This window comes from Glaciihabitans sp. UYNi722 (assembly GCF_040549465.1).
Classification (GTDB): domain Bacteria; phylum Actinomycetota; class Actinomycetes; order Actinomycetales; family Microbacteriaceae; genus Lacisediminihabitans.
The window spans coordinates 140,702-153,838 of sequence record NZ_JBEPTL010000008.1 but is presented as its reverse complement, the minus strand read 5'-3'; the positions used below and the strand labels follow the sequence as shown (position 1 = coordinate 153,838).

General features: G+C 65.3%; 13 protein-coding genes. 8 read left to right on the top strand and 5 right to left on the bottom strand.

Translation table 11 applies throughout. From position 1 onward, the window contains the following. Window positions 1-458 precede the first annotated feature (458 nt). From ABIB56_RS08265 to ABIB56_RS08255, 3 genes are read left to right on the top strand one after another with little or no spacing between them, the layout of a single operon-like run. A complete protein-coding gene (locus tag ABIB56_RS08265) occupies window positions 459-1,856 on the top strand; it encodes an LLM class flavin-dependent oxidoreductase (RefSeq protein ID WP_354568676.1) in 1,398 nt (465 codons plus the stop codon). Next, window positions 1,853-2,077 carry a hypothetical protein gene (locus ABIB56_RS08260; RefSeq protein ID WP_354568675.1) on the top strand — a complete coding sequence of 75 codons (225 nt, stop codon included), beginning with the start codon at window positions 1,853-1,855 and terminating at the stop codon, window positions 2,075-2,077. Before ABIB56_RS08265 ends, ABIB56_RS08260 begins: the two co-directional genes overlap by 4 nt. Beyond that, a complete protein-coding gene (locus ABIB56_RS08255) occupies window positions 2,034-2,558 on the top strand; it encodes an acyl-CoA dehydrogenase family protein (protein WP_354568674.1) in 525 nt (174 codons plus the stop codon). Before ABIB56_RS08260 ends, ABIB56_RS08255 begins: the two co-directional genes overlap by 44 nt. Window positions 2,559-2,576: 18 nt before the next feature. Here ABIB56_RS08255 and ABIB56_RS08250 read toward each other — a convergent pair whose 3' ends face one another. The 3 genes from ABIB56_RS08250 to ABIB56_RS08240 all read right to left on the bottom strand — a co-directional run bounded on the left by ABIB56_RS08250 (window position 2,577) and on the right by ABIB56_RS08240 (window position 5,317). Continuing rightward, on the bottom strand, window positions 2,577-3,260 hold the full coding sequence (locus ABIB56_RS08250) for a methionine ABC transporter permease (protein WP_354568673.1): 684 nt from the start codon (window positions 3,258-3,260) through the stop codon (window positions 2,577-2,579). Continuing rightward, on the bottom strand, window positions 3,257-4,282 hold the full coding sequence (locus tag ABIB56_RS08245) for a methionine ABC transporter ATP-binding protein (protein ID WP_354568672.1): 1,026 nt from the start codon (window positions 4,280-4,282) through the stop codon (window positions 3,257-3,259). The genes ABIB56_RS08250 and ABIB56_RS08245 overlap by 4 nt, the downstream gene beginning before the upstream one ends. Window positions 4,283-4,357: 75 nt before the next feature. Further along, window positions 4,358-5,317, bottom strand: a complete 960-nt coding sequence (locus tag ABIB56_RS08240; RefSeq protein WP_354568671.1) for a MetQ/NlpA family ABC transporter substrate-binding protein — start codon at window positions 5,315-5,317, stop codon at window positions 4,358-4,360. A gap of 268 nt (window positions 5,318-5,585) precedes the next feature. Between ABIB56_RS08240 and ABIB56_RS08235 the strand changes: the two genes are divergently transcribed. After that, window positions 5,586-6,002 carry a GntR family transcriptional regulator gene (locus tag ABIB56_RS08235; RefSeq protein WP_354568670.1) on the top strand — a complete coding sequence of 139 codons (417 nt, stop codon included), beginning with the start codon at window positions 5,586-5,588 and terminating at the stop codon, window positions 6,000-6,002. Window positions 6,003-6,090: 88 nt separating this feature from the next. Here the strand turns inward: ABIB56_RS08235 and ABIB56_RS08230 are convergent, their stop codons facing one another. Next, a complete protein-coding gene (locus tag ABIB56_RS08230; protein ID WP_354568669.1) occupies window positions 6,091-6,525 on the bottom strand; it encodes a hypothetical protein in 435 nt (144 codons plus the stop codon). A gap of 179 nt (window positions 6,526-6,704) precedes the next feature. Here ABIB56_RS08230 and ABIB56_RS08225 point away from each other — a divergent pair, with 179 nt between their 5' ends. Further along, window positions 6,705-7,181 carry a hypothetical protein gene (locus ABIB56_RS08225; RefSeq protein ID WP_354568668.1) on the top strand — a complete coding sequence of 159 codons (477 nt, stop codon included), beginning with the start codon at window positions 6,705-6,707 and terminating at the stop codon, window positions 7,179-7,181. Between the two features lie 157 nt (window positions 7,182-7,338). On the opposite strand, the gene ABIB56_RS08220 is transcribed toward ABIB56_RS08225, so the two are convergent. Then, the gene (locus ABIB56_RS08220) at window positions 7,339-7,539 is read right to left on the bottom strand and encodes a hypothetical protein (protein ID WP_354568667.1); all 201 of its coding nucleotides are present in this window, start codon (window positions 7,537-7,539) and stop codon (window positions 7,339-7,341) included. Window positions 7,540-7,725: 186 nt separating this feature from the next. Here ABIB56_RS08220 and ABIB56_RS08215 point away from each other — a divergent pair, with 186 nt between their 5' ends. The 3 genes from ABIB56_RS08215 to ABIB56_RS08205 are packed head-to-tail and all read left to right on the top strand — an operon-like array spanning window position 7,726 to window position 13,066. Next, window positions 7,726-8,298, top strand: coding sequence for a TetR/AcrR family transcriptional regulator (locus ABIB56_RS08215; RefSeq protein WP_354568666.1), 573 nt, complete (start codon window positions 7,726-7,728; stop codon window positions 8,296-8,298). Window positions 8,299-8,300: 2 nt separating this feature from the next. Next, complete coding sequence (locus ABIB56_RS08210) at window positions 8,301-11,213, top strand: MMPL family transporter (RefSeq protein WP_354568665.1); 2,913 nt, start codon at window positions 8,301-8,303, stop codon at window positions 11,211-11,213. Beyond that, window positions 11,210-13,066: a YhgE/Pip family protein gene (locus ABIB56_RS08205; RefSeq protein WP_354568664.1), complete on the top strand. Its 1,857-nt coding sequence runs from the start codon at window positions 11,210-11,212 to the stop codon at window positions 13,064-13,066. The genes ABIB56_RS08210 and ABIB56_RS08205 overlap by 4 nt, the downstream gene beginning before the upstream one ends. Window positions 13,067-13,137: the final 71 nt, after the last annotated feature.

Genomic DNA, 13,137 nt, shown 5'->3' with positions numbered 1-13,137 from the left:
AAGGCCGGAGGCTCCGCCATACCCACCCCCGGAAACCTCAAATCGAACCCAACCGAACCTGCTCACCAACGCGGACCGGTGGATCGAGGCTAAGCGGAACGTGAGTTAGCGGCACAGGGCATTTGGTCCCGAATCTTAGGTACACGGATCAGGCGGCGCCGGGCTCCGCCGCAGCCACTTCAATATGAGATTCGGGGACGTCGACCAGGTAATTCGGGAGAAGATCACCAAACACCGCGCACAGCGGCTGGGACGTAGCGGCTCCGCCTCGCGCTGCCGTATGAACTGCACTGCCAGACCATGGGTCTCTTCACCCGGGGTAGCGACACCACCCGCGTGCCGTCCGTTCCCGCCGGTTGCGTAATGTGACGCTCCGGTTCGCCTGCTTCATGCGCTGACGGAAGGATCGAAGGCAGTGGTTGCGACACAGTCGCGCCAGCCACCGATACGGAGCGCAGATGACGAAGCAGATCTCTTTCAACCTGTTCGAGATGAATACGGTTGGACATATTTCTCACGGGTTGTGGGTGCATCCGGAGAATACCCGGCACCGGTTCAACGACCTCGATTTCTGGGTGGAGGAGGCGAAGCTTCTCGAGGAGGGCCTCTTCGATGCCGTGTTCCTCGCGGACGTGATCGGCACCTATGACGGGTATCGGGCGGGGCCGGAGACGGCGTTGCGAGAGGGGGTGCAGATTCCGTCGAATGATCCGTTGTTAGTGATTCCGGCGATGGCTGCGGTGACGAAGCATTTGGGATTCGCGGCGACGTTCTCGACGACCTATGAACCGCCGTTCGCTTTTGCACGGCGGGCGTCGACGCTCGATCATCTGACGAAGGGGCGGTTCGGCTGGAACATCGTTACCTCCTATCTGCCGAATGCGGCTCGGAACTTCGGGTTGGCGGATGAGGTTGCTCACGATGACCGGTATGGGATCGCGGAGGAGTATCTGCAGGTTCTGTATAAGTTATGGGAGGGGTCGTGGGATGACGATGCGGTGATCCGCGACCGGGAGCACCGCATCTACACGGATCCATCGAAGGTGCGGTATATCAACCACGTCGGCGCGAACTATCGGGTTGCTGGTCCACATTTGAGCGAACCGTCCCTGCAACGCACCCCCGTGCTCTTCCAGGCCGGCAGCAGCTCCCGCGGCAAGGCTTTCGCCGCGCGGCATGCCGAGGGAGTGTTCGTTGGGGGTACGACCATCGAGTCGTACCGCAAGAATGTGGCGGACATCCGCGCCCTGGCGGAAGAGAACGGTCGCGGCCGGGACAGCGTCAAGACCTTCGCCAGCGCCGTGATCGTGGTGGACAAGGATCGCGAGAGCGCCCTGGCCAAGGCTGAAGAGTACAAGCGACTCTCGAGCGCCGAGGGATACCTCGCGCACGCCGGTGGTGGTGGCATCGACCTCGCCGCCTACCCGAAAGACGCACTGATCTCCGACATCCTTGCCGCCGAAAACCGAAGGGGACGCGACAACTCTCCGGAGAACCGTCGGTACGCGCCAGGGGCGACGGTGGGGGAGGCCCTCGAGACTCTCACGCGTTTCGATCGCAGCGCTTTCTTCGTCGCCGGATCGCCCACGGATGTCGCCGACGCGATCGAAGGCTGGGTGCGCGACACCGACCTCGACGGCTTCAACCTGCGCCAGTTCCTCACGCCTGGTACCGCCGAAGACTTCATCGAATACGTGGTGCCCGAACTCCAGCGCCGCGGCCTCTACCGCACGAAGTACGAGGAGTCGACACTGCGCGAACGACTGTTCGGCACGGGACACGCGCGACTTCCCGAGACGCATCCGGGGGCGCGCTACCGTGGCGGTGCCCACCTCGACGACGGACAGTCCGCTTGAGTGCCGCGTCGTCGGATACCGAGCTCACCGAACGCTTCCGCCCGGTCTTCGCGCGTATCGCCGAGGGCACCCTCGAGCGTGAACGCTCTCGCCTGCTGCCCTTCGAACCGATCGATTGGCTGAGGGAGGCCGGTTTCGTTGCCCTGCGGGTGCCGCTCGGACGGCTTCGGCCAGCGGATGACCGGAAGCGGCACCACGGTGTTCGATGCCGCACGCGTTGACCCGGCCCACATCATCCGCCTCGTCGATTCTGAGGCTCATGAGCACGCCAGCGTCACCGCCCTCTTCCAGACCGTACTGATGTCGGCGCTCTGGGGCATCGGTCGCGCCGACTTCAGCGCCGACAGCCTCACCCTCGCGGTGGCTTCTCGGCTCGACGCCATCGACGCAGCCCGCCAGGCGGGAACCGATGGCCCTGAGCTGCACACCGCCGCCCAGATCGCAGCCTTCAAGGCGCAGCAGATCGTGCTGCCGACAATTCTCGAGGCGGCGACCCTGCTGTTCGAGGTCGGCGGCGCATCAGCGACCAGCACTGCCCGTGCCCTCGACTGCCACTGGCGAAACGCGCGCACGATCGCGAGCCACAACCCGTCGATCCAGCGTGAGCAGGCACTGGGTGACTACGCGCTCAACGGCACACTGCCCGTTGCTGCCTGGGTGACGTCGACGATCGAGCAGCACGCTGCGGCATCCGCTCTCTGATCCCCACCGGCGCAGTCCCTACCGGCGCAGCGCCTTGCGGGCCAGCCAGTTGCCGAGAAACTGCACCAGTTGTACGAGTACCACGATCACCACGACGACCGCGAAGGTGATCTCCCAGTTGAATCGGGCGTAGCCGTATTGGATGGCGAAGTCACCGAGCCCACGCCCGCCGATCACGCCCGCGATCGCGGACATGTCGATGATGGCGATAAAGACGAAGGTATAGCCGAGGATGAGCGGGCCGAGTGCCTCGGGCACGAGGAGCGTAAGGATGATGCGCCACGGCCCTGCGCCGACCGCCCGTGCCGCCTCGATGGTGCCGGGGTCGATGGTCACCAGGTTCTGTTCGACAATGCGGGCGATGCCGAAGGTCGCACCGATGATCATGGCAAAGATGGCCGCGTTCGAACCGATCGTCGTGCCGACGACGACCAGCGTGAGAGGTCCGAGAGTGGCGATGAGGATGATGAACGGGATCGGCCGCACGATGTTCACGACCACGTTGAGAATGTTGAAGACGACGACGTTCTGCAGGATATTGCCCCTGCGGGTCGTATAGAGGAGCACGCCGAGCACCAGGCCGAGCAGCCCTCCGACAATCAGCGTCACGATCACCATGTAGAGGGTGAGACCGAGGTTCTCGACGAGCAGCGGAAACATCTGCCCCCAGTCCGTGATCACGGCGCGCAAGATGCCTGTCATGCGCTGACCTCCTCGACGGCGGTGACCGATCTCAGCTGGGCGATCAACCCGTCCACCGATTTCTCCGGCCCGTCGAGTTCGAGGGTGAGGCTGCCAAACGAACGCTCCTGGATCGCACCGATCCCGCCATAGACCACCTCGAATTGCACGCCGTGGTCGGAGAAGGCGTGCGACAGAATGGAGCCGATGCGCAGTGACTCGTGGATCTCCACGTTGACGATCCTGCCCGTGTGCGCCTTCTGCAGGCGGTCGAGGTCGTTCTCGGTCGGTTGGTTGCGGATGACGGTGCTGATGAAGCGGCGTGCGGTCTCCGTCTGCGGGTTGGAGAACACGTCGAAGACAGCACCGTGCTCGACGACCTTGCCGCGTTCGAGAACGGCGACCCGGTCGGCGATGGAGCGCACCACATCCATTTCGTGAGTGATGACAATGATGGTGACGCCGAGTTCTCGATTGACCTTCTTCAGCAGGCGCAGCACCTCCTGGGTGGTCTCGGGGTCGAGGGCGCTTGTCGATTCGTCGGCGAGCAGCAGTTTGGGGGAGGTGGCGAGCGCCCTGGCAATGCCGACGCGCTGTTTCTGGCCGCCGGAGAGCTTGTCGGGATAGTCGTGGGCCCTGTCCAGCAGGCCGACGAAGTCGAGAAGCTCCGCTACCCGCCTGTCGCGTTCCGGCTTCTTCCATCCGGCCACTCGCAGCGGGTAGGCGACATTGCCGGCGACGGTGCGGGACTGAAACAGGTTGAACTGCTGGAAGATCATGCCGATGCCGAGGCGCACTGTACGCAACTCGGACTCCCGCATCACACCGACATCCTGGCCGTTAACCAGGAGGCGACCCGACGTGATGCGCTCGAGTCCGTTGACCAGTCGCACCAGCGTGCTCTTGCCGGCGCCTGAGTAGCCGATCACGCCGAAGATCTCGCCCTCCTCCACCGACAGGTCGATGCCGTCGATAGCCGTCACCGTCTGCTGCTTGGTCTCGAAGGTCTTCGAGACCGCTTCGAATTGCACGATCGTTGACACTGTTCTCCCTCTGCCGCTCAGCGCGATGCGATTCCGATCCACAGAACCGACATCGCCTCGGGTACTCCCGCGCGACTATTGAGCAGCTTTGACTTCGGACTCGATCTTCTTCAGTAGGGCCCGAAGCTGTTTGCCCGAGTACCCGTCCACGATCACCGCTGTGCCGTTCGACGATTCGACGACCGACTTGAGTACCTCAGGGTCGTGGTACAGCTTCGCGAATTCGAGGTAGGCAGGGTTGTCAATGTCGGCGACGCGAGCCACGATCAGGTTGATGTAGGGCTGCGCACCCGGTGACTTCGGGTCATCGGCGAAGATGGCCGATTGGGGGTCGATCTTGGCATCACGCACGAAGTTGTTGTTGATGACCGAGCCGTCAACCGAGGGAAGCGACAACGCTGTCTGCGCGGCGTCGACAGTGGCGACCGTGACGCGAGACTTCGAGGCGTCGATGTCGGCCGGAGTCGGTGCGAACTTGTCGCCCTTGAGCACGATCAGCTTGGCGGACTGCAGCACGAAGAGTGCGCGAGCCTGGTTGGACGGGTCGTTCGGGATGGCGATGGTGCCGCCCCGGGGGATGTCGTCGACCGACTTCCACTTCTGCGAATACAGCCCGAGAGGCACGATGAGAGTCGAGGCGATCGGTTCGAGATCGTTGTTGGTGTCGACGTTGTACTGGGCGAGGAAGCGCAGGTGCTGGAAAGAGTTGAGATCGGTCTGCTTCTGCTGCAGCGACGGGTTGGGCTGCTGATAGTCGGTGAAGTTGACAGTCTCGACGATGATGTTCTTCTTCGCAGCCTTCTTCTTCAGGATGTCCCAATAGGGCTGGTTCGCATCCGAGGCGCCGATCTTGATGGTCACCGTCTTTACGCTGTCGGCCGACGCCGTCTTCGGGGCGGAGAGGTTCACGATGATGAGTGTTGCGGCCACCGCTACGACGATGACTGCGGCGATAACGCCGGCGATCCAACCGGTCTTGCTCTTCTTGCGCTGGGGGAGCTGTGGCGCTCCACCGGCGTTCACGGTGTTAGACAATGGGGCCTCTTTCGAACGGACTATGGGAACTCAGGGCGCATCTCCTGCGCCCTCTCAGCATCCGGTTCCCCGCGTCAAGGCCGCAAACTGTGTTCCGAAGTGTGACCGCTCGTGACGTCACATTTCACTCGATTTGGCTGCGGGTACAACCACCGTCTCCTCACCCCGTATTGGGTTAATACCACGGAGAGACATCACAACGCCGCTCTGTTAGCGTTGAGGCAGATACAGGGGGACTTCGTCTTCTTCTGGGTCTCCTGATGGTTGTTTGTCGGGCGCGGAGTTCTCGATCGCACCGGGCACCCCGCTGTTCCACCTGGAGCGCGTGCGCCTGCTCAACAACGTGCCGATCGCCATCGACCTCACGCGAATACCTTCCGAGCTGGTTCCAGGATTCACCGAGGTCGACTTCGCGACCGACTCGCTTTACGAGAGGCTCGCCGAGGCAGGCCTCGAACTGCTGCGTGCCGACTCGACCATCGAGGCTCGCCAGGCCGACGAATATGCTGCGAAGCATCTCGTGCTCAAGGTGGACAAGCCGGTGCTGGTGATGAAGCGGCTGGTGGTGGATAACGCCGACAAACCGCTCTTCACCTCCACGATCCATTACAGCGGCGACCGCTACCGGCTGCGTACCTTCTTCTCCCGGTCGAACGCGCTGTCGCGGACGAAGCGCGGTCGCTAGATCGGCGTCAGGGTGCGGGCGTCAGGCTCGCCAGCATCCCGGTGACGGCGGCGGCGTCATAGCGATGGCCGTGTACTGCGGCTAGACCTCAGGCGACGAGCTGCTCCGAGGAGTGCTGGCTGTGGTGCTCGTCGATCTCCGCCGCTGGCGGGTCCATTTCGACGGGTTTAGTGGTGGGAGGAGCGAAACGTGCCCACTCCGGCGGCGCGACATATTCCGCTACGAGAATGCTCTCGGTATCGACGGATTCTTCGATGATCTCGTCCACAGGCTGGGCGGAGTGCACATTGGCGACGGGCTGGTGCGGTGCGATGTGCGCGGCAACATCCCAGGCGAGCCGCTCCGCGACGGTTTCGCTGAAGACGGCGTTGTTGTCCGTCGGCTTGCGGAAATCAATGCTCCACATTCCGCCGACGCCGATCGCTGCCGTGAGGCGCTCGCGGACGAGTTCGTAGACAAGCTCCTGGAGCTCTTCGTACTCCGCCGGGCTGACCTCGCGGGTGCGCTTTCCTGCATCGGACATGTGTCGACCTTCAATCACGCGGAACGATTGTTGCCTCATTATCGATTGCGTCCCCTGTTCGGGGTGGCAGGACACGCCGCAGGTCCTATTGCGGCAGGGAAACCGTCGCGCGACCGTTCGCGGTCTCCTATCGACGGTGACCGCGACGCGGGAAGGCTGGCAGGGGCAACGACTAGCTGGTGGGCGGCGTCCTCGGAGTGCGCGGCTTGGAGGCGGGCTTCGTCAACGGAGCGGTAGTGGTTGGTGTTGTGATTGCGGCAGGCTTCGTCGCAGCCGGTTGTGCTGATGCGACCGGCTTGGTGGTCGCAGGTTTTGTTCTTGCCGCTGCGGTTGCGACTTTCGGGGCCGGAGGAGTGGTGGCGACCGGAGCAGTGCGCGCCGCAGGCGCGGTACTGGCGGGAGCAGTGCGCGTGGCAGGTGCCGTGCTGGCAGGAGCGGTGGTCGCAGGAGCGGTGCTGACTGGTGCGGTGGTCGCGCGTGCGGTCGGTGCCGCTGCCGTCGCGGGTGCAACCGGAGGAATGGGCGGAGCGTCCGGTGTCGCCGGACGGGCAGCCGCGGCCGGGGCGGGTGGCGCCGGAGGAGCGGCCGCGGCCGGTGATGTCGGGGCGATCGGTGCAGGCGGTGCGGGGCGGACCGGCTCGTTCTTGGCGATGTAGAGCTGGGCAGCACGTGTGCCGACCAATAGGAAGCGCACGAGCAGGAAGATGAGGCCGATGAGCACAGCGAGACACAGCAGGGAGATGAAGCCCCCGATGATGAAGCCGAAGAATCCGGCGATCTGTGGTCCGCCCGGGAAGTATGGTCCGTTCATGGTTACACTCCTAGTTCGTCGAACTCGTCGGCATCCTGCGACTGCTTCACGATGGTACCGACGGCTATGGCGACGCTGGCAGCCCAGCTGACCCACATCAGGATCAGTCGCCAGTCACGCGGACCTTTGCGGGTGGTCTGGAGGGTGCCCCAGCCGCCGAGAACAGCACTGATCAGGCTGCCGCTGAAAATGAATTTGCGCACGTTGGTCTCCCGCGATCGGTAGATTCAACGCTACCCCGTCGCGACGCAAGCTCGCAGCCCGGCACGGCGGCGGGATCATTGGGGTTCGCGCTGATGCACCGGGGAACCTGAGCGGAAGCTGCCAAGCGACTGGCAAACTGACCGATCGGACAGTCTCTGACCGATCGGTCAGTTACTGTCGTCTCCATGTCCACCTCTGCCGAAGATCTGCGCGCCATCGCGCTCGCCGAATTCTCGACCGCCGGCTACGCCGCGACCTCGCTCCATCGCATCGCTGACCTCGCCGGCCTCTCCAAATCGAGCGTTCTCTATCACTACGCGTCGAAGGAGACGCTGCTCGAAGCGACAGTCGCTCCGGCCATTCATCGGATGGAGGAGATCCTGAATGCCCTCGAGGCAAGTGCTCTCACCCCGGCAGGCCGCGCGGCCTTTCTCAGCGAGTTCGTGGACTTCATCCTGCTGTACCGACGCGAAGTCAACATGTTCATCAACCAGGGACCGTCCCTCGTCGACGTTCCGGTGATCGATGAGGCGAACGAGATCGTGCACAGGCTGGCCGACTTCTTCGCGGCCAACACGGCGTCGATCGAAGAGAAGATGCGCTTCGGCATCGCCCTCGGTGGCGCGGCCTACATGCTCTGTTCCCCGGAATCCATGGCCTTCGACACCGACCAGGTCGATGAGGCGCGTACCGCACTGCTCACAATCCTTACCGAGCTCCTCGCCCCCGTCACCGCTCCCGCCGTGATCGGAGAATAACCATGGCGACCCTCCTCTACCGTCTCGGCCGTTTCGCCTACCGCCGGTCATGGACTGTCATCGGGGTGTGGCTGCTGCTGCTGCTCGGCATTCTGGGTGGCGGCATCGCGCTCGGCGGCCAGACCCAGGAATCCTTCGCGATCCCGGGTACGGAATCGCAGAACGCGCTCGATCGACTCGACGCGGTGTTCCCCGCCGTCTCCGGCGCGAGTGCGCAGGCCGTGGTGGAGGTGCCGGCAGGCGCATCCGTCAACGACCCCACCTACAAGGCAGCGATCGAGAAGATGGATGCGGCGATCGAGAAGATCCCCGGAGTCGACTCGGTCCTCAGCCCGTTCTCCGAGTACGCCGGCGGTTCCATCAGCGCCGACACGCAGATGGCCCGCACCCAAATCCAGTTCACTGGCGCCGTTGCGGATGTCTCCAACTCCACGATCGCGAAGCTGAAAGACACGGCATCGATCGGCACGGACGCCGGCATGACTGTCGCATTCGGGGGACAGGTGTTCTCCGACAACTCTTTCGGGATCACCGTCACCGAAGTCTTCGGCCTGTTGTTCGCCGCCGTCGTGCTGCTCATCACATTCGGTTCGCTCATCGCCGCCGGCATGCCGCTGCTCAGTGCACTCATCGGCGTCGGCATCGTCATGGGCGGCATCACCGCGATCTCCGCTTTCACGACGGTGTCGAGTTCCGCACCGCTGCTCGCCCTGATGATCGGGCTGGCCGTCGGGATCGACTATTCGCTCTTCATCCTGTCCAGGCATCGAAACCAACTGGCCGCGGGGGAGGACCCTGAGGAATCGGCAGCAACGGCCGTGGGTACTGCCGGCAGCGCCGTCGTCTTCGCCGGGGTGACCGTCATCATCGCCCTGCTCGGCCTGCTCGTGGTCGGCATCCCCTTCCTGAGCGTGATGGGAGTCGGTGCGGCGTTCGCCGTGCTGATCGCCATCGGCGTCGCCACGACTCTCGTGCCCGCCCTCCTCGGCCTCGCCAAGGGACGACTGACCCCGAAGCCCGGCTCCCGCGCCTACCGTCGCGCCATGGTGCACGACGAAGGGAGCAAGCCGACCATGGGCCTGCGCTGGGTCAAGGGCGTCATGAAGCGTCCCATCCTCGCGACGGTCGCGGTCGTCGCAGTGCTCGGCACCCTCGCCATCCCGGCGCTCAGCCTCGATCTCAACCTGCCGGACGGTGCATCCGAGCCGAAGGGATCCACCCAGCGCCAGGCCTACGAGATGATCAAGGAGGGCTTCGGAGCGGGCTACAACGGTCCGCTAATCGTTGCCGTTGACATCACCCAGACCACGGACATCCAGCCAGACCTCGCGGCTATCGCCTCGAAGTTGACGGGGCTCGACGACGTCAGCGGGGTGAGCCAGGGAATCCCGGATGCCGCGCTCGACACCGCCATCATCCAGGTGACGCCGGCCAGTGCCCCTGACGCTCCTCAGACCAAGGCACTCGTGCAGTCGATCCGCGATCTTGGCCCGGAGATCGAGAAGCAGTACCACACCCCGATCTCGGTGACCGGCGCCACGGCCGTCGGTATCGACATCTCCAACCGACTCTCCAGCGCGCTCATCCCCTTCGGTGCGATCGTGGTCGGCCTCTCGATCATCCTGCTCATGATGGTCTTCCGTTCCGTGCTGGTGCCGCTCAAGGCCGCGCTCGGCTTCCTGCTCTCGGTTGTCGCATCGTTCGGCGTCGTCGTGGCGATCTTCCAGTGGGGATGGCTCGGCGACCTGCTCAACGTAGAGAACCCCGGCCCGATCCTGAGTTTCATGCCGATCCTGCTCATGGCCGTGCTCTTCGGGCTCGCGATGGACTACGAGGTCTTCCTCGTCTCCGGCATGAGGGAGGAGTTCGTGCGCACCGGCGATGCCAGACAGTCGGTTGCGAAGGGCTTCGCCAACGGCGCGCGTGTGGTCACCGCGGCGGCGCTCATTATGTTCTTCGTCTTCTTCGCCTTCGTGCCCGAGGGCTCTGGCACCATCAAACCGATCGCGCTCGGTCTCGCCGTCGGCATCGCCTTCGACGCGTTCCTGGTGCGGATGACGCTCGTCCCGGCCATCATGACGCTGCTCGGCCGCGCCGCCTGGTGGATGCCGAAATGGCTGCAGAGGGTGCTCCCGAACATGGACATCGAGGGCGAGCACCTGCGCAAGCACCGCGAGGCTGTCGTCTGGGCCGTCGACAAGCACGGGGAGGCGATCAGTGCGGAGGGGCTCTACGCGGGCTCCCCCGAGCACAGCGTCGGGCCGATCTCGCTCGGCATTCCGGTCGGTGCGCTCGTGCTCGCGAGCGGTGACGCGGGCGACCGCAGGCTCGTCGCCGCTACCGTGGCCGGCCGTCTCGACCCCGTGGCCGGGCGGCTGCAGGTCGCGGGGCATCCGGTTCCCTCCGAGTCCGGAAAGGTGGCGCGTCTGGTCGCCATGGCGGATGTCGGCGGTCTCGAGCGCGCCGAGACCTCCGTCACCCTGGGCGAACTGCTCGACGAACGGCTGCGCCTGACCCAACCGTGGTATCGCGTCTGGCGGGGGCCTCGCCGTGCGCAGCGCTGGATCGCCAGCATCAACTCCGTGCTCGCCGAGGTCGCGCCATCGGACGGAGTCCCGGTGCACGCCGACTCGACCCTCGACGAGCTGCCGCAGCGGGAACGCGCCATCGCACTCGCCACCATCGCGCTGGCCGAGGGCACGCCGGTCGTCGTGCTCAACCAGCTCGACACCTTCGCGAGAACGGATGACGAGACCGCCTTCCTCAGCGCGATCTGCCGTCTCGCTCCCGCCACCACCACCCTCGTGATCGGTACGCCGCTCGCCATCAGGTCCGCGCCCGCGGTAACCCGTGGTGGTCGCCCGATCGCCACCATTGATTTCGCCTCGCTCGACGCCAGAGGAGTACTCCAGTGAGCCAGCCCAGCACCCCGGTCACCCGCGCGAAGTGGCTACGTCGAACCGCGATCGCCGCAGTGGTCTTCATCCCGCTCGCCTTCGCCGGCCTCTTCGTGGGAGCGCTCGCCCAGGCCGACACCGCCACGGCCCGCATCCCGGCGGCGATCGTCAACAGCGACAAGCTCGTATACCAGACGGCCGCCGACGGCACCAAAAATCCGGTGTTCGCCGGCCGCCAGCTGGTGACAGAACTCACCGGCGGCAGTAAGGGGTTCGACTGGACGATCAGCAACAAGGTTGACGCTGACAGGGCGCTCGCCGACGGTACCGTCGATGCGATCCTCACCGTGCCGAAGGACTTCTCCTCGTCGATCCTCTCCCTCAGTTCCTCCGCTCCCAGGCAGGCCGACCTCGCCATCCACACCGACGACTCGCACAGCTACCTGACCGGGGCTGTCGCGCAGGCCGTCGGCGACGGCATGGTCAACGCCTTCGGCAAGACGATCACCGAGCAGTACATCTCCGGCATCTACGCGAGCGTCGGCCAGCTGGGCGGCTCGCTCAGCACAGCCGCGGATGGCGCCGGCGGCATCGCGAGCGGAGCGACAGGTCTCAGCGGCGGCCTCTCGACCCTCGCGAGCGGAGCGGCCTCCGCGTCCACCGGTGCGGCCTCGCTCTCTGGCGGCATCGCCAAGTACACGAGCGGTGTCGACTCGCTCAGCGGGGGCCTCGCAACCCTCAGAGGATCGGCCGGCAACCTGACCCCACTGAGCCAGGGCATCGCTGCGACCTCGGCGCAGATCGCGGCACTCTCCGCACAGCTCCAGACCGCCAGCCCGCTCGAGGTCCCCGCGATCAGCGACAACCTGGCCAAGGCCTCGGCTGCGCTCGCTGGCCTGAGCGCCCAGAACTCGGCGCTCGCCGCGGGCGTGCAGGGCGGGGTCGCGCAGAGTGCTTCCGGTGCGTCGCAGCTCGCCGCGGGATCTGCGGGGCTGCGCTCGGGCGCGAGTTCGTTGGCCGGCGGAGTGGAGCAGCTTTCTGCGGGGGCAGCCGCCTCGGCATCCGGCGCATCGCAACTCGCATCTGGTGCCGGGGATCTGGCTTCAGGCCTCAAGTCGGGGGCGGACCAGCTGCCGCCGAGCGACAGTGCCGCCAGCGCCAGGTCTGCGAAGATCGCTGCCGACCCGATCGGTCTCACCGTCACCCGCGACAACAAGATCGCCGACATCGGCCAGGTGATCGCCACCTTCTTCGTTCCGCTCGGTCTCTGGGTCGGTGCGCTCGCCGTGTTCCTGGTGCTGCGTCCGGTGAGCCGTCGCGCACTCTCCTCGACCGCGGGCAACGGACGTCTCGTGGCATCCGCTCTCGCCAGGGCCAGCGCGGTCACCGCCGGCCAGGCTGTGCTGCTCGTCGCGCTGCTGCACCTCGCCGTCGGTGTGCCGTGGTCGTCGCTTCCCGCGACCTTCGGCTTCTCGCTGGTGATGTCGCTGGCTTTCACCGCCTTCCACTACCTGCTCACCATCGGACTCGGACGCGCGGGCCTCGTGGTGTCGCTCTTCCTGCTCGCGGTGCAGGTCACCTCGACCGGCGGTCTCTACCCTGTGCAGCTGCTGTCGCTGCCGTTCCAGTGGATCAGTCCGTTCCTTCCGCTGACCTACGGAGTGCAGGGGATGCAGGGCATCATCGCGGGCGGAGATCCAGGCCCGGCGATTATCGCGGCCCTCGCCCTGTTGGCTTTCGGCGTCGGCTGCGTGCTGGTGGCACTTCTCGCCATCCGGCGCACGAGGCGGGCCCAGGCCCTCGGACTCACGACCGCCACGGCGCCGATCCGGCAGCTGCGTCCGGTGCGGGTAGCGCCCAGCGCCAGCTGAGCTGCAGCGCAACCATCCTCGAGTTGGCAGTTGTGGCGGCTTGGGCGTCAACCCAGGTCACCACAACTGCC